The following is a 22,463-nucleotide window of genomic DNA, read 5'->3' as shown; positions in this document are numbered from 1 at the left end:
TAAAAATTTTGCCGGGGGATTGACATGCAGTGTAACAGCCGTTACTATTGTAGTAGTTGTTACACGGAGGTGGCTGCCGCGATGCAGGACTGGCTGCTTTTCGCTTACTCCTTGCCGGCTGAGCCCTCCCGGGGACGGGTGGCGGTGTGGCGCCGGCTCAAGAAGATCGGTGCGGCAAGCCTGCTGCAGTCGGTCTGGGTGCTGCCGGCCCGGCCGGAGCACCAAAGGGAGTTTGAACTCTTACTGGGCGAGGTGCAGGAACTGGGCGGGGAGGCGCTCCTCTTTCGGGCTGAGGGGCTCTCGGAAGCGGTCGAAGAGAAGATTGTGGCCGCCTTCGCCGAGGCGCGAAACCTGGAGTATGCCGAGATCGCCGACAAGTGCCATGACTTCTTTGCCGAGCTGGAGCACGAAACAGAGCGCGAGAACTTCACCTTCGCCGAGGTGGAAGAGAACGAGGAGGAGCTGGAGAAGCTGCGTTCCTGGCTGGCCAAGGTGGTGCGCCGCGACTTCTTCGGCACGCCCCGGCGGCAGGAGGTGGAGGCGCTGCTTCAGCGCTGCGCCGAGCGCCTCAAGGAGTTCAGCGACCTGGTGTATACCCTTAACGTTGGTCCGGAGGACAAATAAAGAAACCCGGCCGGCGGCCGGGCGGCGCGCGGCGGAGAGCCGCGGAGGGAAGGGTGTGAAGGCATGTACAATATCATTATCCTGGGTTTGACCAGCCTGCTCACGGACATAAGCAGCGAGATGGTTTATCCCCTGATCCCGCTCTACCTCACAGCTAAGCTTGGAGCCACGCCGGCGATCGTGGGGCTCATCGAGGGAATCGCCGAGAGCCTGGCCAGCCTGCTCAAAGTGTTCTCCGGTTACATCTCGGACAAGGTGGGCCGTAGAAAGCCCCTGGCCATCGCCGGCTATTCCTTGTCCGGCCTGGGCAAGGTTTTCCTGGTCTTCAGCACTTCGTGGCTCTGGGTTCTCTGGGGCCGGGTGGCGGATCGCTTCGGCAAGGGTGTCCGTACGGCCCCGCGCGACGCGCTCATCGCCGAGTCCAGCGACCCGAAGCGGCTCGGCCGTTCCTACGGGCTGCACCGGGCCATGGACACCCTGGGGGCGAGCGCAGGCGTCATCCTGGGTTACTACTTCTTAACCACGTACCGGGGCGATTTCCGGCCGGTTTTCCTCTACGCCCTTATCCCGGCGGCGCTGGGCGTGGCCGTGCTTTTTCTCGCCCGGGAAGCCAAAAAGCGCGCTGCTGCCGCCCGGCGCCCGCCTTCTCTCAACTGGTGGGCGCTGGATGCGCGCCTGCGCGCCTTCTTGGTGGTGGTTTTCCTCTTCACCCTCGGCAACAGCTCGAACCAGTTCCTGCTTCTGAGGGCCAAGAACCTGGGTTTCAGCGATGCCGCGGTGATCCTCCTTTACCTTACTTACAACCTGGTTTACAGCTTTTTCTCTTACCCGGCCGGGCGCCTGTCCGACCGGCTGGGGCGGCGCGGCGTGCTGGTGGCCGGCCACCTGGCGTACGCCCTGGTCTACCTGGGCTTCGCGGTGGTGGCCCATCCCGCGGCGCTCTGGTACCTCTTCGGGCTCTACGGTCTGTACTCGGCCTTTACGGAAGGCGTAGAGAAGGCGCTGGTGGCGGAGATCGCCCCGGCGGAGCAGAAGGCCACTTTGATCGGCCTCCACGCCACGCTGGTGGGGATCGGCCTTCTGCCGGCTTCGCTCCTGGCCGGGCTCCTCTGGAACCTCTTCGGGCCGCGCGCGCCTTTCTACTTCGGCAGCCTGATGGCGGCTCTCGCGGCGCTGGGACTTTACCTGGTGCTGGGTGGGCCCAAACCAGGCTTCCAGGAAGCGAAGTAAGGTTCCTGCGGGAAAGCTAAATTTCACCGGGCTCGTTTACAACTCGTCAATCTCTGCAGTATAATCAGCATAGTGGCGTGCGGCGTAAGCTGCAGGCGCACGGCACCAGGTAACCGCGGAATGCCGAAAGCGAAAGGCCGACTGCCGAGCCGCCCCAAGCCGACCGCCCGACGCCACAAGCCCAACGCCAAACTGACCGCGAGGCCATAGGGCTGAGCAGAAGGGAGAGGAGAAAAGTGGGAAAATCGACCCGGTTCTGGACGCGGACGGCGGTGCTTTTGGGAGTTACGCTGGTGTTTCAGATGCTGCGGCAGATTATCCCCATGCCGCAACCGGTTTCTATCTTCGTAGTGGGCTCGCTGGTGAACGCTGCCCTGGTGGTGGCGGCCGGGGTGGTGGGCGTCGGCGGCGGGGTGATCATCTCAGTGGTGGCGCCCATCGTCGCCTTCCTGCAGGGCCACCTGCCGCCCATCCTGCCCATGATTCCCATTGTGGCGGCGGGCAATGCCGCCATCGTCGTGGGCTTTGCGCTGCTGAGGAACAGAAGCCCCTACCTGGGCGTGGCGGTAGGGTCCGTACTCAAGGCCGCCTTCCTCTATGCGGCGGTGCGGCTGCTCTTTGGGCTCATCACGCTCAAACCGCCCATCATCAAGGCGCTTTCGTTCTCCTTCAGCTGGCCGCAGCTCGTCACCGCTCTCATCGGCGGGGTGCTGGCGGTTCAGGTGCTGAAGCTTCTGCCGTACAGCCAGGCGGCGCAGGCACCCAGGCGGCAGGGTGCAGCCGGCGTCGGCCGGTAAAAAAGGGCAACGCAAAAGAGGCGCAAGGGCGCCTCTTTTTACTGCCGTGCGGCGGTGGCACGGGCCCTCTTGCCTTCGGCGGTGGCGGCTGCTTCTTTTGCGTGATAGAGCCGTGCGTCGGCCGCTTCGATAAGGCCTTCGGGATCCCCGGCATCTTCCGGGAAACAGGCCAGGCCGATGCTGGTGCTGACGCGCACGGTGCCGCCGGACACCTTCACCGTGAGCCGGCGGACGGCGTGGTGAATCCGCTGCGCCGCCGCCTCGGCTTCGTCGCGGATGGTAAGCGGCATGATGAGGGCGAACTCGTCCCCGCCGAAGCGCGCGACGATGTCGCTTTCACGGGTTACGCGGCGCAGGGTCTCGGCTACTTCCCGTAGTACCCTGTTCCCCGCCAGGTGGCCGTAAGTGTCGTTGATAGATTTAAAGTTATCCAGGTCCATGATGGCCAGCGCCAGCGGTTCGCCGTGGCGTCGGGCCAGGGCCACTTCTTCCACCAGGCGTTCGCGGAGGAAGCGGTAGTTGCCCAGCCCCGTAAGCTCGTCGGTGCAGGAAAGGGTCTCCAGGTGTTTGAAGCGCAGCCAGCTGGCGGTGATGTCAGTCACCATCAACGTGAGATTGACTGTTCCGCCACAGCAGGGCTGGGGGTAGATGCACACGCGCAGCACCCTTTCCCTGCCGTCGACCACAAGGTGCGGTTCCACCTGCCGGGGCTCGCTCTTGCCGTCCCGCGCCTGGGCCAAAGCCTCCTGGCAGGCTGCCACCACCTCCGGTGGAAAGACCTCCGGCAGGTACTTACACGCCGCGAAGTTAAGGCAGGAGAAGTTGCGGCGGGCCGCTTGGTTGGTGAAGCTGATTCTAAGGTCGGGTTCCACCACTAAAACCCCTTCGCGGACTGTCTCCACCAGGGCGGCGTAGAATCCGCGCGCCCTGCGCTCCCGCTCAAGTAGAATGCCTGCTCCAATTGGCGCTGTCAGGAGGACACCGGCGAGGACTAAGGTATCCACCACACCGGGGAGGGGATGCAGGCGGCTGTCCTGCAAAGTGGCCAAAAGCGTCAGAGCGGCGGCAGCCGAGCCGGCCGCAATGCCCCCGCGCCGCCCCCAAATGCCGGCCGCCAGCAGGGCCGGGATGGCGTAGAGCATAAACGGCGCGTCAAGATCGGTATAGGAGGAGAAGCGCAGTAAGAGCGGGCCGGGGGCGGTGAGAAAAACCAGTACCCAAAAGACAAGTCTGCTTCGGGACACGGAATCACCCCTTCAATTACCAGCTCAGGCAGATTCTATCATGTTCCGCCTCCGATGTAAATAAATTTTCGCACTGCTTCCGCAGGACCGGTCCCGCCCAGGCGGGTAAAGCATCTTCCATAAAATCGTAATTTGTTCCTAATATAGTTGGGAAAATAATCCTGGACAAGGGGACCTTTTTGTGCGATGATTTTGCCTGACAGGCGAAGGAGGTAGAAAAGATGATCGAGGCGCCTTCCTGGGAGGAGGATCCAGGCGCCGAGGGCGCCGGCGGCGCGGTGCGCACCATCCTCACGGAGCAAGAAATGCGCGAACTGCTGGGGCTTACCGGCACAGGGAGACCCGGAGCAGAAGCGGAGTACTGAAAGCGCGAAAACAGTTAAAGAGGGTCCACTTCTCAGCTCTACCACAGGCGGGTAGGGCCTTTTTCCGCCCGTCTCAATTTGGGCCGGTGCGCGCCGGCTTGTCTTATCATGAATTAAAAGACAACGCAAAGTTGCTGCCCGACCCCGGGGAAGCTTGCAGGAATTTCTCAGATTGAGGCGAATATATATCGCTTAATAACCTTAATAACCTTAATAACCGATCAGCAGCCGGCAGGCAAAGGAGGTGCACGGCAGAGTAGCGGAAGGATTAGTGTAGGAAAATTCTGACGAGGAGGTAGTGCCTTGAGTAATGGCGGGAAAAGCCACGGTCTGAGCTGGTTCCTGGACTCCAAGTTTTACCGGATTTATCTTTTACCCGGGTTTGTTTTCCAGTCAGTCGTTATCGCTGGCGGCTACGGTACCGGGCGCGAACTAATTGAATACTTTCTGCAGTACGGACCCCTGGGCGGCATCCTGGGTATGTTCCTGGTAACGGCCGTCATCTGGGCGGTCGTCCTCGCGGCTTCCTATGAATTCGCCCGGGTCTTCAAAGTGTACGATTACCGGAGCTTCTTTAAGAAGCTCTTGGGCCCGGCCTGGCCCATCTTTGAGGTGTGCTACATTCTCCTTCTTTTCATCGTGCTGGCGGTGGTAGGTGCGGCGGCCGGCGCCATCCTGCGCGACACCTTCGGCATCCCCTACATCGTCGGCGTGAGCGTGATGCTCCTCGGAGTAGCCTTTTTGGCCTACCTCGGCAGTGAAGCCATCGCCGCCTATATGTCCTGGTGGTCGTTCGTCCTCTACGCGGTGTACGCGGCCTTTGTCATCTTCGGCCTCAGCAAGTTCGGGCCGCAAATCAGCCAGATCATCGCCACGGGCGACGTGCGGCCCGGCTGGGTCCTGAGCGGTTTCAAGTACGCCCTCTACAACCTGGGCTGCATCGCCGCGGTGCTTTTTACCCTGAAAGACATCGAGACGCGGGGGCAGGCGATTGTCTCCGGCATCCTGAGCTCGCTCATCACCATTATCCCCGGCTTCCTCTTTTACCTGGTGGTCCTGAGTGGCTATCCGGAAGTGCTAAAGGTGGAGGTGCCGGCTTACTACGCGCTGACCCAAATCGGTTCGTTCCTTCTCTTGGCGGCGTACGAGGTGGTCCTGTTCGGTACGCTGATTGAGACCGGAACCGGTTTCATCCACGCCGTCAACGAGCGGTTGGCCGGCTATTTCAAGGAAAAGGACAAGGTGCTTACGCTGGCCCACCGCGGCTTCATTGCGCTCGGCATGGTGCTCCTCAGCATCGCTATGTCGCGGTTCGGCCTGATCGGCCTTATCGCCAAAGGCTACGGCACCATCTCCTGGGGCTTCTTCGTCGCCCACGTGCTGCCGCTTCTGACCATCGGCCTGGTAATGATCGCCCGTGCCGGCGGACAGAAGGCCTGATCCGCGTTGGGAAAGAACCTGCCGGGCGCCTTCCCCGGCAGGTATTTTTCTTGCCAAAGGCGCCGGGCGCGGTTAGAATGGGAGGTGGGTTTTGGCTGTGCGCCGGCGATCACCTGGGTCCCGGCAGCTGCATATGATAAGGGGTGCTGTCGGCCGTGAACATTCTACAGGCGGTTGTCTTGGGTTTGGTACAGGGGCTGGGCGAGTTTCTGCCCATCTCGAGCTCAGCCCATCTCATTTTGGTGCCATGGTTCTTTGACTGGCCCGATCCCGGCCTCACCTTCGATGTGGCCCTGCACCTGGGAACACTGGTGGCGGTGGTGGCTTACTTTTGGCGGGACCTTTTGGAGATCGTCTTCGACGCCGTTGCCCGGCCTCGCAGCCGGAGCGGGCGCCTGCTCTGGTACCTGGCGGTGGCCTCCGTTCCCGGGGCGCTCTTTGGGGTGCTCTTCGAGCAGCAGGCTGAGACTGTATTCCGTAACCCGGCTCTTATCGCCCTTACCCTCACGTTGATGGGCCTGGGGCTCTGGGGGGCGGACCGGGTCGGGCGCAAAAGGCGGGATATGGAAGACCTTACCTGGGCAGACAGCATCGTCGTCGGCATCTCCCAGGCCCTGGCCATTATCCCCGGGGTGTCGCGCTCGGGCATCACCATGACGGCGGGGCTCCTTACCGGCATGGAGCGGGAGACAGCGGCACGCTTCTCCTTCCTCCTTTCCGTGCCCATCATCGCGGGCGCCGCCCTGCTTAAACTCAAGGACCTGCCGCCGGCGGCGGTGAACGCGCCTTTTATCGCCGGGGTACTTACGGCGGCGGTGGTGGGATACCTGGCCATCCGCTTCCTTCTGCGCTACGTGCGGCACGGCAGCTACTTCTTCTTTACGGCCTACCGTTTTCTCCTGGCCCTGGCCGTTCTCCTGGTGCTCTGGCGGCGGGGCTGAGCTGGGGTAAGCGGCCGGGGGCTGAGGTTTCTGACATCGCCTGGCCGGGCCGGCGCTGCGCCGGCCCTCATCCTGGGCGCGGTTACGGCGGCTGCACTCCTCAAAGGGGTACCGGTGGAGCGACTGCCGCCGGCCTTGGGGCCGCAGTTCTGAGTCTTGGGCCCCAGTGACCGAAAGGTGGAGTGGCCCTGCGCGGGGAGGCAGGGCTTTTTCATTTTTTCTGCGGACACCCCCAGAAAAATGCACTGCACAACGAAGTAAAGGAACGACAGGAACGAAAGCAAGGGAGGCAGGAGACAATGGCTGGCAGACTGGCTAAGCTGGGGATCGCGCTCACGGTGGTGCTGTCTTTGCTTCTCACCGGTCCCGCGTGGGCGGCGCCCCACAAGGCGGGTACGAAGCACGCGGGGAAGGCGCCGGCGGCTGCGGCGGCGGGAGCAGAGGACCGCACCCAGGACCGGGCGCACACCGGGGAGGGCGACGAGGTAAAGGACGCGGACCGCACGCGGCAGCAGGAACAAGAAGCGGACCGGCTCCAGGAGCGGCTTCACCAGCAGGACCAGAACGAGGAGGAGAACGCCCAGGATAAAGAACAGGTTGAGCCGCAAGACGAGGAGCAGGTACAGGTAAATGAGGGGATCCAGCTTGAGACCCAAACCGAAGAGCAGGCGAAAGTGCAGGAAAAGCTGCAGCAAAAGGTGAAAAACAAGGTCAAGACTCCCCAAGGTGCGGCGCTGACGCAGCAGTACCGCCACCAGGTCGGCTCCCGGATTTTCATCAACGGCCGGCTCCTTAAGGATGCGCTGCCGCCGGTAGTAAAAGAGGGCACCACACTGGTGCCGCTCCGGGCGCTGGCGGCCAGCTTGAAGGCACAGGTGACCTACTCCGAAGATACCAAGACCGTTACTCTGGTTAAGGACGGTGTCACCATCGAACTCAGCCTAACCGACCAAACGGTGGTGCTTAAGGATACGCTAGGCCGGGAAAAGACCGTTCCTCTTCCTGTGCCGCCGCAGCTGGTTGAGGGTTACACCTTCGTCCCACTGCGGTTCATTGCGGAAACCTTCGCGGCGAGCGTCTATTATGACCCGGCCACGGGGGTGGTCACCATCCAGGAACCGGATGTCCCGGCGCCGGCGGAAGAACCTGTTCCGGCCGCGGCGGAGCCGGTGGAAGAGACCGTTCCGACCGCGGCGGCGCCGGCGGAAGAACCTGTTCCTGCCGCCGCGGAGCCGCAGCAGTAAACCAATACTTGTCGGCCGCCCCGCCCAGAAATTGGGCGGGGTTTTTGCCGTTCTTAACAGCTTCTTAACAGGTGTGTAATCAAGGCCTAAAGTCCCGGTAGTATAAAGGTTAGGCGTCAGGTCTGCGCTGTGAACAAGTGTGAGGACGCTTTAAGAGAGGGGATTAGGATGCCGGCGTTTAAATCTGAGGTCGCCCTGATCAAGCACGAGGTTTTACGCGAGGTGGCGCGCCTCGCTTTAGGCGGGGAACTGGCGGCCAAAGTGGATCGCCTGCCGCGCGCCTTGACCGACTCGGGCATCACCCGCTACCGCTGCTGCGTTTACAAGGAGCGGGCGGTTCTGGCCGAGCGGATCAAGCTCGCCCTGGGCTTTTCACCCCGCGAGGTCGACCCGGAAGAAAGGCTGGGCGAGACGGTGACGCAGCGGCTGGCGGGGCACCGGCCGGCGGCGCCGGTCATCGACATCATTGAGACGGCCTGTGACCGCTGCCCCATTGACCGTTACATGGTCACCGATGCCTGCCGGGGCTGCGTTGCTCACTACTGCGTCAACGCCTGTCCCAAGAAGGCCATCAGCATTGTGGGGCGTCGGGCGTACATCGACCAGGAGCAGTGCGCCGAGTGCGGCCGCTGCAGCCAGGCCTGCCACTTCCACGCCATCGTAGAGGTGATCCGTCCTTGCGAGCGCTCCTGCCCGGTCAAGGCCATCAAGCCGGGGCCGAACCGCAACTCGGTGATCGATACGGCCCTGTGCACCGCCTGTGGTACCTGCGTTACGGCTTGTCCCTTCGGCGCCATCAGCGATAAATCCCAGCTGGTGGAAGTAATCGGCTGGCTTGAGGCGGGCGAGCGGGTGGTGGCGGCGTTTGCCCCGGCCCTCGCCGGCCAGTTCGGTCCCCGGGTGAACATGGGCCAGGTGCTGGCTACCTTGAAGGAAGCGGGCTTCAGCGCTACGGCGGAGGTAGCCTGCGGCGCCGACCAGGTGGCGAAGGAGGAAGCTCGGGAGTTCAGTGAGCGCGTCGCCGCAGAAGGGTGGCTGGCCAGTTCCTGCTGCCCGGCCTTTGTCGCGCTGATCAAGAGGCACTACCCGGACCTGGCCGACCATATCTCCCGCACTCCTTCCCCTATGGTGACCCTGGCCCGCCGCCTCAAGGAAGAGGACCCGAAGTGCCGGGTGGTGTTTATCGGGCCGTGCGTCGCCAAAAAGGAAGAGGCGCTGGCACCGGGGAGCGGCGTGGACGCCGTGCTCACCTTTGCCGAGCTGGCCGCCTTCCTGGATGCCAAGGGACTGGATCCGGCGCAGGCGGGCGCACCGGCAGGGCCGGTCAAGGGGGCATCGCCCTGGGGTCGGGGCTTTGCGGTGAGCGGCGGGGTGGCCGCCGCCCTCCAGGCGGAGCTCACGGCCCAGGGGGCTGCGGTGGAACTTAAGCCGGTGCGGGCCGGCGGGCTGGAGGAGTGCAAACGGTACCTTACCCTGGCGCGGGCCGGAAAGCTGCCGGGGAATTTCCTGGAGGGGATGGCCTGTATAGGCGGCTGTGTGGGCGGTCCCGCTGCCCTGGTGGAGGCCGCGCAGGGCGCCCAGGCCGTGGAAAAGTTCCGGCACGCGTAGAGGCGCACTTCATTGCGCCCGCCTGGGCCTCACCGACGTGGTGCGCGAAAGCGCCACATCCGGGCCCGGCGCGCCGCCGGGCTCACCGTGCTCCTGTGGAGCACCACATGCCGGTGGTGATGGACGTCTCCGATCGGGTGATCGTGATAGAGAGCGGCCGCATCCTTACGACCGGGCGGCCGGAAGAAGTGCAGCGCGACCCGCGGGTGATCGCGGCCTATCTGGGCCAGGCAGAGAGAGCGCCAAGCCTACCTGGGGGGCTAGGTGTCGAAAAAGGAATTTTTGTGGTAGAATGGTGGGAGAAAAACCGTAAGATTATCCCAGGGGGCTTTTTGCGGTGCTCCTTTCCATTTCTTTGAGTCTGCTGCGCAGCATTGCTGTTATCGCGCTGGCAGCCTACCTGGGCGGCCGCACGCCCTTCCTCTGGCAACTTTTGGCGGGCCAGCGGAAAGACCTGCGCGCGCGGGCCGTAGCCATCCTCTTTTTCGGACTGCTCTCCATGGCGGGGACCAACTTGGGTATTCTCATTAACGGGGCCATTGCCAACAGCCGCTCCATCGGCGTGGTGGTGGGCGGCCTCCTGGCCGGTTCCTGGGTTGGCCTGGTTGCCGGGGTGCTTTCCGGAACCCACCGCTACTTTCTGGGCGGCTTCACGGCTGTGCCCTGTGCCATCTCACCAGTGGTGGGTGGCCTCATAGGTGGATGCTTTTACCGGCGCAACCGAGGCCGCCTGCCCACGCCGGGGCAGGGGGCGGCGGCTGCCTTTCTTGCCGAGCTGATCCAGCGCTTCCTGGTCCTGGGGTTGGCCAAGCCTTTTTCCCTGGCGCTACACTGGGAGCTCCTCCTGGGCGGGCCGATGCTCTTGGTGAACAGCCTGGGCGCCGCTGTCTTTGTGCTCATGATCCGCGACATGCACCGGCAGCTGGAAACGAATGCTGCTACCCACATCGGCCTGGTCATGGATGTGGCCAACCGCGCCCTGCCGTGGCTGGCCCAGGGGCTGACGGCCGTGAGCGCAGCGCGGGTGGCGCAGGAACTCCGGCGGCTGACCGGCGTAGCCATGGCCGGGCTCTTGGACGCCCAGGGCGCTGTGCTGGCGGTTGACCCGCCTGAACTGAAGGATGGTTTTCCCCGCGCGGTGCCGGTTACCGGCGGGCCCGCCATCCTTACCGCCGCCATCGCTTTCGAGAAGCAGACGTACGGTTACTTGCGCCTGGTGGAAAAAGAGGGGAACCAGATTACCCGGACCCAGAGCGAAGTGGCCCTGGGGATGAGTGGCCTTTTGGCTCGGGAGCTGCGCATCGTGGAGCTGGAGCACCTGGCTTCTTTGCACACCCAGATGCAGCTCCAGCTCCTACAGGCCCAGGTGAATCCCCACTTCCTCTTCAATGCCTTGAGCACCATTATCGCCCTCTGCCGGAAGGATGCCCAGCAGGCGCGCGAGCTCTTAACGCACCTGGCGCATTTCCTGCGCAAAACCCTTACTCCCACCAGTCTCCTGGTGTCGCTGGGCGAAGAGCTGGAGACGGTGGAGGCCTACCTTCTCCTTGAGCAGGCCCGCTTCGGCGAGCGGCTGCAGACGAAGATCCTCATCGATCCGGAGGCGGCGGAGGTGGCGGTACCGAGCTTTCTCCTGCAGCCCCTGGTCGAAAACGCAGTCCGCCACGGCCTGCTGCCGCGCTCCGGCCCGGGCCACCTTACCCTGGAGCTGCACCGGACTCCGGACGGTGTCTGGATGCGTCTGGAGGACGACGGCGTGGGCATACCGCCGGAACGGCTGGCCGGGCTGTTACGCCGCCCGCGCAATGCCGGCCGGGGCGGGCTCGGCCTCTACAACGTTAATGAACGCCTGCGTCAGCTATATGGAGAAGAATACGAGCTCACCATCAGGAGCCAGCTGGGGAAAGGGACAACGGTTACCCTCTATCTTCCGGCCTGGTTTCGGCCCGGCCAGACGGTGGATGAGCTCTTGGTAAAAGGCGCTGGCTAGGGAGAAAGGTTCTGATGGCTGTGAAGCTCCGCGTTCTTGCGGTCGATGACGAAAAGTATATTCGCGAGGAACTGGTCTATTTGCTGAGCGCGCTGCCTGAGGTCGAGGTGGTGGGTGAGGCCGCCGACGTGCCGGCCGCTTTGGCGCTGATACGGGCTAAGGAGCCGGACGCTCTGTTTCTCGACATCCAGCTGCCGGGGGCCAACGGGCTCGAGCTGGCCAACTGGCTGCGCGAACTGCCACGCCCGCCCCTGGTCGTTTTCACCACGGCTTACCCCCAGTATGCGGTAGATGCCTTCGCCGTGAGTGCCGTGGACTACCTCCTTAAACCCTACACCCGCGAGCGCGTGGCGAAGGCGGTACGGCGCCTGCAGGTGCTGACCGGGGGTGCCGGCGAGGAGGCGAATACACCGCGCGCCGCTGCCCCAGCGGAGGAAGCGGTACGGCCGTCCGGCGGTGACGGGCGCCGGCAGCGCGCTTTAGGCAGAGCATGGGAGAAGATCGCTGTCCCGCGGCCGGACGGCTACGCCCTGCTCAGCTATGAGGAGATTTGCTGGCTGGAGTTTCGCGGCGGCGTTGTCTACCTGCACACCCCGGGCGAGAGCTTTTTGGTGCCCGGGTCGCTCCGCACTTACGAAGTGCGGCTGAATGGGCACCACCAGTTCCAGCGCATTCACCGCCATCTTTTGGTGAACCTGGAGCACGTCAAAGAGGTGTTGGCGGAAGGCGACGGCACCTATTCGCTGGTGATGGACGATAAGGCCGGCACCATCCTCCCGGTCAGCCGCCCGCAGTCGAAGAAACTTCGCGCCTGGCTGCACCTGTAGCAGCGGCTTAACACAGCGCCCGTTCACTTCAAGAGCCTTGATCGACAGATCAGGGCTTCTTTTTGTTTATTTAGAGGGGAAATCTGTCGGTTCCGTCAAATTTTTGTCGATTACGGGTTAAAAAACTGTAAACTTAGTTCCGGAGTACGTGGGGGAGGGGGTGAGCGTATGCCGCACGGCAAGGTAGCCAAGATCACCATCAACGCTAAGTGGTGTAAGGGTTGCGGGATTTGCGTCAAGTTCTGCCCGTCCCAAGTTCTCAAGTTGGGGCTGCAGAAAAAGCCTGAGGTAACCAACCTGGAGCAGTGCCTGGACTGCCACCTGTGTGAGCTGCGGTGTCCGGATCTAGCCATTGCCGTTTTAGAGGAGGAACAGGAAGTTGCTGCAAGTTAAGGGTGCTCAAGCCTCCCCGGACCGGGAGGAAGCTGTCCTCCTGCAGGGTAATGAGGCGTGTGTGGAAGGGGCGCTGGCAGCTGGGCTGGACTTTTTTGCCGGCTATCCCATCACCCCGTCCTCCGAGATTGCCGAACTTTTGGCCGCCCGCCTGCCGCGCCGGGGTGGCAAGTTCATTCAAATGGAAGATGAGATTGCCAGCATTGCGGCCGTGATCGGGGCTGCCTTGGGCGGTGCCCAGGCGATGACCGCCACCAGCGGCCCGGGTTTTTCCTTGAAGCAGGAGAACATCGGCTTCGCCGCCATGGCGGAGGTTCCATGTGTGATCGTCGATTCCCAGCGGGTCGGGCCCAGCACCGGCATGCCTACCTCGCCGGCCCAGGGTGACCTGATGCAGGCGCGCTGGGGGAGCCACGGCGACCGGCCGGTGGTGGCCTATTACCCGGCCAGCGTCGCCGAAACCTACCGGCTGGCTATCCGGGCCTTCGCCACGGCGGAAAGGCTGCGCCTCCCGGTGATCCTGTTGCTCGACGAGGTTATCTCCCATATGCGCGAACGGGTGACCCTAAAGCCGCCGGCGGAAAACGAACTGCCTAAGCGGCGCCAGATTCAGGCCGCCACGGCAGCGGGTGCGCTCAACGACTACCCGGTCTACCGAGCGGACGCAGAGGAACAGGTTCCCTTCCTGCCGGATTTCGGCCGTGGCTACCGCTTCCATGTAACCGGTCTCACCCACGATGAAAAGGGCTTTCCCACGGAAAACCGGGTCATTGCCGGTGCCCTGCACCAGCGCCTTGTGGAAAAAGTGAGAAAGGTACAGGACGAACTGGCGCAGGCCGAGGTGACAGGCGCGGACCCGGCCGAGACCCTGGTAGTGGCGGCCGGCGGCGTTGCCCGTTCAGCCCAGGTGGCCGTGGAAGACCTCCGGCGCGCGGGCTATTCCATTGCTCTCTTTCGACCCATCACCATTTGGCCCTTCCCGGAAAAAGCGTGGCAGAGCCGGGTGGCCGCGGCGCGGCGCGTGGTCGTAGTGGAGATGAACATGGGCCAGCTTTATTACGTGGTGGACCGGCTCACCAAACGCGCGCCGGTGGAGCTCTGCAACCAGGTGAACGGTGAGCTCATCACCCCAGAACAGATCGTCAGCTTCATCAAGGGGTAAGACGAAAGTTGATTGCCTTTGGAGGGCGAGCAGATGTCAGATATTACCAAGTACCTGCGGAAGCAGCGGCTGCCGCACATCCTCTGCCCTGGTTGCGGGCATGGCATCGTGATGAATGCGCTCCTCAGAGCCATTGACCGCGCCGGGCTCGATCAGGATAAGACGGCCGTTGTTTCCGGGATAGGCTGCTCGGGGCGCATCCCGGCCTACCTGGATTTTAATACCCTGCATACCACCCACGGGCGGGCGCTGGCGTACGCCACCGGGCTCAAGCTCTACCGCCCCGACCTGACCGTCATTGTGCTCATGGGCGATGGCGATGCCTCAGCCATTGGGGGGAACCACCTCATTCACGCGGCGCGGCGCAACATCGACCTGGTGGCGGTGGTCATGAACAACAGCAACTACGGCATGACGAGCGGCCAGTATTCGCCGCTGACCCCAACCGCCCGCATAACTACAACCTCCCCGTACGGGAACATTGAACAGCCCTTCGACCTGGCGCAGCTGGTGCAGGCAGCCGGGGCCAGCTACGTGGCGCGCAGCACCACGTACCACGTCCAGAGCCTGATCACCTACCTGGAGAAGGCCATAAAAAAGAAAGGGTTTGCCTTCGTCGAGGCTGTTGCCCAGTGCCCCACTTACTTCGGGCGCAAAAACAAGCTGGGGGCGGGGGCCGAGATGCTGGAGCGGTTCAAAACGCTGGCGGTGGATGTCAAGCGTGCGGCGACGCTCAGTCCCGAGGAACGTAAGGGCAAGATTGTCATCGGCGAGTTTGCCGACCGGGCTGTGCCGGAGTACACCGAACGTTACGGCGAGCTTATTGCACGGCTTAAGGCAAAAGACGCGCACGCAGTAGCTGGGGAATAGGGGGGAGCGACTTGTTCCATTATGAGGTACGCCTTTCGGGCGAAGGCGGCCAGGGCCTGATCACAGCGGGCATCATCCTGGCCGAAGCGGCTATCCGCGACGGGTACAACGTGGTTCAGAGCCAGTCCTACGGTCCGGAGTCGCGCGGGGGCGCCAGCCGGGCCGAGGTGATCATCGCTGACGGACCGATCGGTTATCCCAAGGTGCGCCGCGCGGACCTGCTCCTGGCCATGGCGCAGCAGGCTTGGGAAAAATACGGGCCGCAGGTGAAACCGGATGGCAGGATCATCGTCGACAGCGACCTTGTGCAGGCGACGGCACCGGGCTGCGCGCTCTTTGCCTTCCCGGTCACCCGGGTTGCGCGGGAAACGGTGGGCCGCGAGATCGTGGCCAACATCGTGGCCTTGGGGCTGGTAACAGGTGTCGGCCAGGTGGTCAGCGAAGAGGCCATCCGAAAGGCGGTCCTGCGGCGGGTGCCTAAGGGCACGGAAGAACTAAACATGCAGGCTCTGGAGGCCGGCCTGGCGCTGGCGAAACGCAGCTTGAAAGGGGAAGCGGTATGAAGACCAACGGGACCTGGCGGTATATCGTGATGGCCCTGATGGCCTTAATAGCGCTTTTCATTGCCCTGTACCCCTTCCCCGGGGCAGCAGGGTTGTCACCGGCCGGCAAGTACGTGCTGGCGGTCTTTGTGCTGGCTGTTGGGCTCTGGGTGGCCGCTCCCGCTCAGTACCTGACGCCGGCCTCGCTCCTGGTACTGGTGCTGGTGGTACTGGCTCTCTCGGCCGACAAAAAGACGGCGGCTAAGGCTGTCAGCACCGGCATGTCGGGGTACGGGGACGCGGGCCTCTGGCTGATGATCCTCGGCTTTGTTTACGCCACTGCCTTCTCTAAATCGGGGCTGGCGAAGCGGGTTGCTCTCGTCCTCATGAACCTGGCCCGTGGTTCCTCTTTCTGGATTCTCTTCATGGTCGGCGTCATCAACATCGCCATTTCAGCGACCACGCCTTCCACCATCGCCAAGGGCGGGCTGCTCCTGCCGGTGATCGTCGGTATCGTGGGCACGGCGGGCGTCGAGAAGGGCAAAAGCAACTTCGCCAAGGCAATCGGGATCTATGCCGGGGCAGCGGACAACATCATCAGCGCGGGGATTCTGACAGCTACCATCGCTAACCCCCTGGCGATCAGCATCCTGAAAAAGGCGGCCGGCATTGACGTCTCCTGGACCCAGTGGTTCCTCTACACCTTCCCCATGGTCCTTGTTTCCACACTCCTGGCGTTCTTCTTGGTGTACTTCCTCTTCCCGCCTGAGATAAAAGAAATCAACGGCGGTGCGGAGTACGTCGCGCAGGAACTGCGTTCGCTCGGACCGGTCACCAGCGCCGAAAAAGTGACGCTCATGTCCTTTTTAACTGCTCTGGCGCTGTGGATACTGGACAAATCCGTCATCGGTGTACAGGCTTACCGGTCCTTGCCGGCCATCCTGCAGACCATCCTGGGGCTCCATGTGTTTGTTAAAGGCCTGTTCGCCGCCATGATTCTCTTCGTTCCGCGTTACGGCGTAGTGACATGGAAGGATGCGGAAAAGGACGTGCCCTGGGGAACCTATGTGCTCTTCGGTGCCGCACTGGGCCTTTCGGCGGCTTTGAACCAGACGAAGGGCATGGACTGGGCGGTGATGCACATCCTGAATGCCTTGGGGTTAAAATCCTTGCCCTTCTTCGCGATTTATGCCTTGATCGTCTTTCTTATGTACTATGGCCACGTGCTCTTTTTCACCTACACGGCCATGGCGGCGGCGCTGTTGCCAATCGTTATTTCGCTGGCGAAGGCCTTGAGCCTGCCCGTGCTGGCGCTTTATGTTCCCGCCATGACCCTGATTCCGTACTCGTGCATTTTTCCTTTCAACACGGTACCGCTGCTCATGTTCAACGGCGCGGGGTTGTTTGAAACCCGCGATTCAGCCGCCTTTGGGCTCTTGTTCGGCCTGGTGGTCCTGGCGCAGTGGTTCCTCATCGGGCTGCCCTACTGGCGGGCGCTGGGGATTATGCCTTAAGGAGTTCAGGGGCTGGCCGGCAAAACTGGCTAGAAGTGCAGGAAGGAGATCGGGATGAAACTCTACGAGTATCTGGCTAAAGACGCTTTCCGCCGAGCAGGTATCCCGGTGCCGCAGGGCCGGGTGGCGCGGACACCTGAGGAAGCGGCGGACATTGCGCGCGCCATTGGCCCGGTAGCCATCAAGTCGCAGGTGCTGGCCGGAGCGCGCGGTAAGGCCGGGGGCATTGCCTTCGCCGCGACCCCGGAGGAGGCGCAGGCAGCGGCAGCGCGCCTCCTGGGGGCGGAGATCCGCGGTTACCGGGTGGAGCAGGTGCTGGTGGAAGAGAAACTGAGCATCGATGAGGAACTCTACCTGGGGATTACCGTGGACAAGGCGGCGAAAGCGCCGCTCATCATCGCCTCCAGCTGCGGCGGGATCAACATCGAGGAGGTGCCGGAGGAGGATATCGTTCGCCGACACATTGACATCCGGCTGGGGGTTTACCCATACGTCGGGCGCGAGGTGGCCCGGCGCCTGGGCCTTACCGGCGGCCATGCGCGCCAGCTGGCGGAAATCCTCACGCGGCTGTACCGGGTTTTTTGCACCTACGATGCGGAGCTCACAGAGATAAACCCGCTGGTGGTGAGCGGCGAACGGGTCATTGCCGCAGATGCGCGCCTCAATGTAGATGATGACGCCCTATACCGGCACCAGGAGCTGCCGCGCGTGAGCGATGGCACTGAACTCGAGGAGAAGATCAAGGCACTGGGCCTGGCCTATGTGGAGCTCGATGGCGATATCGCCGTGATGGCCAACGGTGCCGGCATCACCATGTCTACACTGGACGTCATCAAGCGCTACGGCGGGCGGCCGGCCAACTTCCTCGATGCAGGCGGCGGGGCCGGCGTGGAGGCCACAGCGAAGGCAATTGAGGTGCTGCTCTTGAAAAAGCCGCGGGCGCTCCTCATCAACATCTTCGGCGGCATCACCCGCTGCGACGACGTGGCGCGCGCCATCGTCGAGGTGCAAAAGACGCGCGGGATCCCGGTGCCCTTGGTCATCCGCCTGGTGGGCACCAACGAAGCCCAGGGGATCAAGATCCTACGGGAAAATGGCCTAAGCGCGTATCGTTCCATGGATGAAGCAGCCCGGGCGGTAGTGGCGGCGGCCGGGGAGGTGGCGTAGGTATGGCGATCATCATCGACGAAAACACCCGGGTGGTGGTCCAGGGTATCACGGGCCACCAGGGGCGTTTCCACACCCGGCAGATGCTGGATTACGGGACCCAGGTGGTGGCCGGGGTTTCGCCCGGCAAGGCGGGGGAGGCGGTGCACGGCGTGCCGGTGTATGACACCGTGGCGGAGGCCGTGGCCGAGCAGGGTGCCAACGCCTCGATCACCTTCGTGCCGGCGCCGTTCGTTAAGGATGCGGCCTTCGAGGCCATAGAGAGCGGCATCCAGGTACTGGTGCTTATCCCGGAGCACATCCCGGTGCTGGATGCCATGGAGATCATGGCCCAGGCACGGGAGCGTCAGGTCACAGTAGTGGGCCCCAACAGCTTTGGGATCATCTCGCCCGGGAAGAGCAAGATGGGGATCATGCCGAACAGCATTTACGCCCCGGGACCGGTCGGGGTGGCGGCGCGCAGCGGAACGCTGAGCTACGAGGTCGTTGCCGGCCTCACCCATGCCGGGCTGGGGCAATCAACCGTGGTGGGGATGGGCGGCGACCGGGTGGTCGGGCTCACCTTCATCGACCTGCTCAAACGCTTTGAGGAAGACCCGGCGACCGAGTCCGTGGTCTTGGTGGGCGAGATCGGCGGGACAGCCGAGGAAGAAGCAGCGGAGTATATCAAGGGGATGAGCAAACCGGTGGTGGCTTACCTTGCCGGCCAGAGCGCCCCGCCCGGCAAGCGCATGGGCCATGCCGGCGCCATCGTCGAGCGCGGCAAAGGCACCTTCGCCAGCAAGGTGGCGGCGCTGCGCGCTGCGGGCGCCCGGGTGGCCGAACTGCCCTGGCAGGTGGCGGAACTGGCCCTTCTGAGCCTTTAGACTTTAAGACAGAGTAAAAAGTCGGCCCCGAGGCTACCCTCGGGGCTTTGCCTTTCACCGTTGGCCGGCGCTACGCCTTAACCGCGTTGAACGGGAAGCAGAAGCAGCAGAGGATCAGAATGATGATGATGATAATGATAAAGATCCACCACCACCAGCAGCCGCCGCCGAATCCGTCAGGCATGTGACATCCTCCTTTTACCGGTATTTGACACTGTTTAGGGCGATTCCCTACATCATTGGTATGCGGCGGCGGGGAAATGTGTTACACGGGCGACGGCGGCAGCCTGGCCAGGGGCGCAGAAATGCGTTATAATTAGTCCACGGGAAGTACGGCTCCGGAAAGGATGAGCTCATGAAGATACCAATTCTGAAGATTGGCGATTTAGTGGCCAGGCTGCCGATTATTCAAGGCGGAATGGGTGTGGGCGTCTCCCTGGCCAACCTGGCTGCCGCCGTTGCAAATTGCGGGGGCGTCGGCGTGATCTCCGGGGTGGAGACCGGGTTCTACCGCGCGGATTATCACCTGAACAAGCGGCAGGCCAACCGGGACGGTCTCAGGGAGCAGATTAAAAAAGCGCGTGGGCTGAGCACGGGGATTCTGGGTGTCAACATCATGGTAGCCATCAACGACTTTGAAGAGATGGTGCGCACGGCCGTACGGGCGGGGATTGATATCATTTTTTCCGGCGCCGGCCTCCCCCTCAACCTGCCTGCCCTGGTTAAGGGGTCGAACGTTAAGATCGGGCCCATTATTTCCTCCGCCAGAGCGGCCGGCCTCATCTGCAAGCACTGGGACAAGAAGCACCGGCGGCCCCCTGATGTGGTGGTCGTGGAAGGGCCGCGGGCGGGGGGGCACCTGGGCTTTTCACCCGAGCAGCTGGAGCACCCGGAGGATTACGCCCTGGAAAAGCTGGTGCCGGCGGTGGTTGCGGCGGTAAGACCCTTCGAGGAAAAATACGAACGTCCCATCCCCGTGATCGCGGCAGGAGGAATCTGGGACGGGTTTGACATCGCCCGCCTGCTCCGCCTGGGGGCGGCGGGCGTGCAGCTGGCGACCCGCTTTGTTACCACCCGGGAGTGTGATGCCTCTGATGCCTTTAAGGCGGAGTATCTCCGGGCCGGCCAGGACGACATCGTTATCATCAAGAGCCCCGTAGGCATGCCCGGCCGGGCGATCAGGAACGCCTACCTGGACCGCGCGGCGGCCGGCAAGTCGACGCCCGTTCGCTGCGCCTACAACTGCCTGGCACCCTGTGTCCCCAGCCGCTCCCCCTACTGCATTGCCGACGCCCTCATCCATGCCCAGAAGGGGGAGCTGGATAAAGGCTTTGCCTTCGCCGGCGCCAATGCCTGGCGGGCCAGTAAGATTTCCTCGGTTAAAGAGATCATGACGGAACTGGTTGAACAAATGAAAAAAGCTTAAGCCAAGGCCGCCATGCTGGGCGGAAGCGCCCCATCCCACAGGCTTAACTGTTCTCGACGGAGCACCAACATGTTTGATCCCTCCAGCAGGATTTCCCTGCCGGCCGGCGAATACGGTTATCGAGGAATCCTCACCGGCGGAGAAGTGTTTTGGGTGACTTCTTGACACCTTCGCCAACTGGATTGAGGATTCCTTTTCCATTGCGGCACCATGGTTTTTCAGGGGACTCTAAATTTTGGCGGGAGGTGGCCGAGCGGCATGGCGGATTCCCGGCGGATCCACGTGACTGACACGCATCTGGATCGACCTGTATGCCGGCGGGATTATTCACGAAGCGTTCCAACGGCCGCTCCTGTCGCCCCTGATGTGGTTATTGCTTATGGGTACCCGATGGACAAGCCATGGTATCCCTCGGATTGCAGCAGGAGGAACTTGCCGGCGACGAGGTCTACCTACCTTGTCATTCAATTAACAAGCCGGTATCCCGCCCCCTGGCGCGTGGACCTTTTTGCCCTGGCTCTGGCCAAAGCAAGGCGCTGTTTTGCCAACCGGTGACAGGCACCTGCGCAAAGCCGCGGAACAAGAGAAGGTACCAGTGCACGGGACGCTCTGGATACTGGAGGAACCGGTTCGACAGCGGATCGTTACACCCCCAAAAGCGGCCCGAGCGCTGGAAAAGATGCGGGCGAAGGGAAGCCGCCTGCCCCGCGCCGAGTGTGAACGCCGGCTGAGAAAATGGGGAAGAAGAGACGGTTGACGCTGTAAGGGCTTCCGTAGGAAAAATGGCGGCGATTGGCGAATAAAACAAGAAGCGGCAGTTACGGCAGTACGTACCTTTACGGTTTGAACCTCTAAAAACCGGCTGTTTGGTAAAACTTTCGGTTCATCCTGAGCAGTTGCGCGGCGTGCTCGCGGCCCATTGGGAGGTGCGTGCGGTCCGCCATGTAACTCGCCCAGTGAAGGGGAGGCAGCCCAAGGCGCTTTACTCAGAAGATGAGGCGCCAGCGGGAGCACAACCTTATCTGACCATGGAGTACCTACGCAGGCATAAGGGTACCGCGAAAGTGTTCTGCGCGCTAAGTGATGGGCTTGTCACGGCAGCGGCAGGCGATGTCCTTTTGCTGTGGGATGGGGCTAACGCAGGTGAATTCTTCATAGCAAAGGATGGTGTCGTTTCATCTACTGCTGCTTTGTTGTCCACCGATGAACACGATAGGCGTTACCTGTACTTCATGTTAAAACAGTGCGAGCCATGGCTCAGGGCGCTCTCGACGGGAATGGGTATCCCGCACGTTGATGGGAGGATTCTCAAGCAGATGCAGATTTGCCTCCCCCCGCACGCCGAGCAGGCGGCGATTGTGCGGTTTCTCGACTGGGCAGACCGGCGGATTCGGCGCTACATCCGCGCCAAGCAGAAACTGATCAAACTGCTGGAGGAGTACCGGCAGGCCCTCATCCACCAGGTCGTCACCGGGCAGATCGACGTCCGCACCGGCCAGCCCTATCCAACCTACAAGCCCTCTGGTGTGGAGTGGCTGGGCGACGTGCCAGCACATTGGGAGGTGGTGCCACTAAGGTGGTTCATTTCAATTGCATCAGGGGATTTCATAGAAACGTCAGCCGTAAGTGGCAACCGTTCAAATGAACGGCCCTATACAGTTATTGGTGGCAATGGTGTAATGGGTTATGCTGGCGTTTATAATTCAACAGAAATCACTGTTGCATTGTGCGGCAATGTCCATATTGTAAATGAACCAGCATGGATTACCGACAATGCCCTGATGATTACACTGATTTGAGAATTATCACAAAAATTTCTAAGCATCCAACTTAAAGTCATGGATTTAAACCGGTTGGCCAATGCAAATGCTCACCGAGCTGTTCAAGCAGTTCAACGACAATGAGTCGTTCCGTCGCTGGCTGACCGATACGGTATTCGCACTGACCTACGGCGAACCTGGCAGCGCGAGGTAGCCCCAGTACGACTTCATCGACGGCTTAGCCCGGCAGCTGCGCGACGCCGTGCCCCGCTTCGAAAGGCGACGGGAGGCTTTAGGCGGTAAGGCCATAGTCTTCTACATGAGCCGGCGCATCTGCGCCTTCTTTGACCAGCGCGGCCAGGCCGTCGATAGATTTGCGTAAAAGTGCTTCTTGGGGGCGCTGGAAAAGATAAATGCCTACAGGATATAATAAATAGTACCCGGAGGTGATAG

The 22,463-nt window shown here is 62.3% G+C and carries 22 protein-coding genes; 21 read left to right on the top strand and 1 reads right to left on the bottom strand.

Annotated elements, in window-relative coordinates:
• Positions 1 to 81: 81 nt before the first annotated feature.
• The 3 genes from K5554_RS11980 to K5554_RS11970 all read left to right on the top strand — a co-directional run bounded on the left by K5554_RS11980 (position 82) and on the right by K5554_RS11970 (position 2,651).
• On the top strand, positions 82 to 624 hold the full coding sequence (locus K5554_RS11980; protein ID WP_221038693.1) for a Chromate resistance protein ChrB: 543 nt from the start codon (positions 82 to 84) through the stop codon (positions 622 to 624).
• Between the two features lie 63 nt (positions 625 to 687).
• A complete protein-coding gene (locus tag K5554_RS11975) occupies positions 688 to 1,854 on the top strand; it encodes an MFS transporter (protein ID WP_221038692.1) in 1,167 nt (388 codons plus the stop codon).
• Positions 1,855 to 2,090: 236 nt separating this feature from the next.
• Positions 2,091 to 2,651: an ECF transporter S component gene (locus K5554_RS11970; RefSeq protein ID WP_221038691.1), complete on the top strand. Its 561-nt coding sequence runs from the start codon at positions 2,091 to 2,093 to the stop codon at positions 2,649 to 2,651.
• A 38-nt stretch (positions 2,652 to 2,689) separates the two neighbouring features.
• On the opposite strand, the gene K5554_RS11965 is transcribed toward K5554_RS11970, so the two are convergent.
• Positions 2,690 to 3,895 (bottom strand): diguanylate cyclase, encoded by a 1,206-nt coding sequence (locus K5554_RS11965; protein ID WP_221038690.1) that lies wholly within the window; start codon positions 3,893 to 3,895, stop codon positions 2,690 to 2,692.
• Positions 3,896 to 4,116: 221 nt separating this feature from the next.
• Here K5554_RS11965 and K5554_RS11960 point away from each other — a divergent pair, with 221 nt between their 5' ends.
• The 18 genes from K5554_RS11960 (at position 4,117) to K5554_RS11875 (ending at position 22,049) form a co-directional block, all read left to right on the top strand.
• A complete protein-coding gene (locus K5554_RS11960; RefSeq protein WP_221038689.1) occupies positions 4,117 to 4,260 on the top strand; it encodes a hypothetical protein in 144 nt (47 codons plus the stop codon).
• A gap of 303 nt (positions 4,261 to 4,563) precedes the next feature.
• The gene (locus tag K5554_RS11955) at positions 4,564 to 5,700 is read left to right on the top strand and encodes a hypothetical protein (RefSeq protein WP_221038688.1); all 1,137 of its coding nucleotides are present in this window, start codon (positions 4,564 to 4,566) and stop codon (positions 5,698 to 5,700) included.
• Between the two features lie 155 nt (positions 5,701 to 5,855).
• Complete coding sequence (gene uppP / locus K5554_RS11950) at positions 5,856 to 6,641, top strand: undecaprenyl-diphosphatase UppP (RefSeq protein ID WP_221038687.1); 786 nt, start codon at positions 5,856 to 5,858, stop codon at positions 6,639 to 6,641.
• 299 nt (positions 6,642 to 6,940) lie between these two features.
• Positions 6,941 to 7,885, top strand: coding sequence for a copper amine oxidase N-terminal domain-containing protein (locus tag K5554_RS11945; RefSeq protein WP_221038686.1), 945 nt, complete (start codon positions 6,941 to 6,943; stop codon positions 7,883 to 7,885).
• Positions 7,886 to 8,053: 168 nt separating this feature from the next.
• Positions 8,054 to 9,493, top strand: coding sequence for a 4Fe-4S dicluster domain-containing protein (locus K5554_RS11940; RefSeq protein WP_221038685.1), 1,440 nt, complete (start codon positions 8,054 to 8,056; stop codon positions 9,491 to 9,493).
• A gap of 107 nt (positions 9,494 to 9,600) precedes the next feature.
• Complete coding sequence (locus K5554_RS11935; RefSeq protein ID WP_221038684.1) at positions 9,601 to 9,852, top strand: hypothetical protein; 252 nt, start codon at positions 9,601 to 9,603, stop codon at positions 9,850 to 9,852.
• Positions 9,831 to 11,483 carry a LytS/YhcK type 5TM receptor domain-containing protein gene (locus K5554_RS11930; RefSeq protein ID WP_221038683.1) on the top strand — a complete coding sequence of 551 codons (1,653 nt, stop codon included), beginning with the start codon at positions 9,831 to 9,833 and terminating at the stop codon, positions 11,481 to 11,483. Before K5554_RS11935 ends, K5554_RS11930 begins: the two co-directional genes overlap by 22 nt.
• A 14-nt stretch (positions 11,484 to 11,497) precedes the next feature.
• Positions 11,498 to 12,310: a LytTR family DNA-binding domain-containing protein gene (locus tag K5554_RS11925; protein WP_221038682.1), complete on the top strand. Its 813-nt coding sequence runs from the start codon at positions 11,498 to 11,500 to the stop codon at positions 12,308 to 12,310.
• Positions 12,311 to 12,478: 168 nt separating this feature from the next.
• A complete protein-coding gene (locus tag K5554_RS11920) occupies positions 12,479 to 12,703 on the top strand; it encodes a ferredoxin family protein (protein WP_221038681.1) in 225 nt (74 codons plus the stop codon).
• Entirely contained in the window at positions 12,690 to 13,865 is a 1,176-nt protein-coding gene (locus K5554_RS11915) for a 2-oxoacid:acceptor oxidoreductase subunit alpha (protein ID WP_255565396.1), read from the top strand. The genes K5554_RS11920 and K5554_RS11915 overlap by 14 nt, the downstream gene beginning before the upstream one ends.
• A 33-nt stretch (positions 13,866 to 13,898) precedes the next feature.
• Entirely contained in the window at positions 13,899 to 14,735 is an 837-nt protein-coding gene (locus K5554_RS11910; protein ID WP_221038680.1) for a 2-oxoacid:ferredoxin oxidoreductase subunit beta, read from the top strand.
• Between the two features lie 11 nt (positions 14,736 to 14,746).
• On the top strand, positions 14,747 to 15,298 hold the full coding sequence (locus K5554_RS11905; RefSeq protein ID WP_221038679.1) for a 2-oxoacid:acceptor oxidoreductase family protein: 552 nt from the start codon (positions 14,747 to 14,749) through the stop codon (positions 15,296 to 15,298).
• Entirely contained in the window at positions 15,295 to 16,791 is a 1,497-nt protein-coding gene (locus tag K5554_RS11900; RefSeq protein ID WP_221038678.1) for a DASS family sodium-coupled anion symporter, read from the top strand. Before K5554_RS11905 ends, K5554_RS11900 begins: the two co-directional genes overlap by 4 nt.
• Positions 16,792 to 16,845: 54 nt before the next feature.
• A complete protein-coding gene (sucC, locus tag K5554_RS11895; protein ID WP_221038677.1) occupies positions 16,846 to 17,958 on the top strand; it encodes an ADP-forming succinate--CoA ligase subunit beta in 1,113 nt (370 codons plus the stop codon).
• Between the two features lie 2 nt (positions 17,959 to 17,960).
• Entirely contained in the window at positions 17,961 to 18,824 is an 864-nt protein-coding gene (gene sucD / locus K5554_RS11890) for a succinate--CoA ligase subunit alpha (protein WP_221038676.1), read from the top strand.
• A 355-nt stretch (positions 18,825 to 19,179) separates the two neighbouring features.
• Entirely contained in the window at positions 19,180 to 20,250 is a 1,071-nt protein-coding gene (locus tag K5554_RS11885; protein ID WP_221038675.1) for a nitronate monooxygenase family protein, read from the top strand.
• A 595-nt stretch (positions 20,251 to 20,845) separates the two neighbouring features.
• Positions 20,846 to 21,007, top strand: coding sequence for a DUF3368 domain-containing protein (locus K5554_RS14755; protein ID WP_221038674.1), 162 nt, complete (start codon positions 20,846 to 20,848; stop codon positions 21,005 to 21,007).
• 109 nt (positions 21,008 to 21,116) lie between these two features.
• Positions 21,117 to 22,049 (top strand): restriction endonuclease subunit S, encoded by a 933-nt coding sequence (locus K5554_RS11875; protein WP_221038673.1) that lies wholly within the window; start codon positions 21,117 to 21,119, stop codon positions 22,047 to 22,049.
• The last annotated feature ends 414 nt before the right edge of the window (positions 22,050 to 22,463 follow it).

The organism is Gelria sp. Kuro-4, from assembly GCF_019668485.1.
Lineage (GTDB): Bacteria > Bacillota > DTU030 > DUMP01 > DUMP01 > DUMP01.
This window is presented reverse-complemented; position numbering and strand designations above follow the sequence as displayed.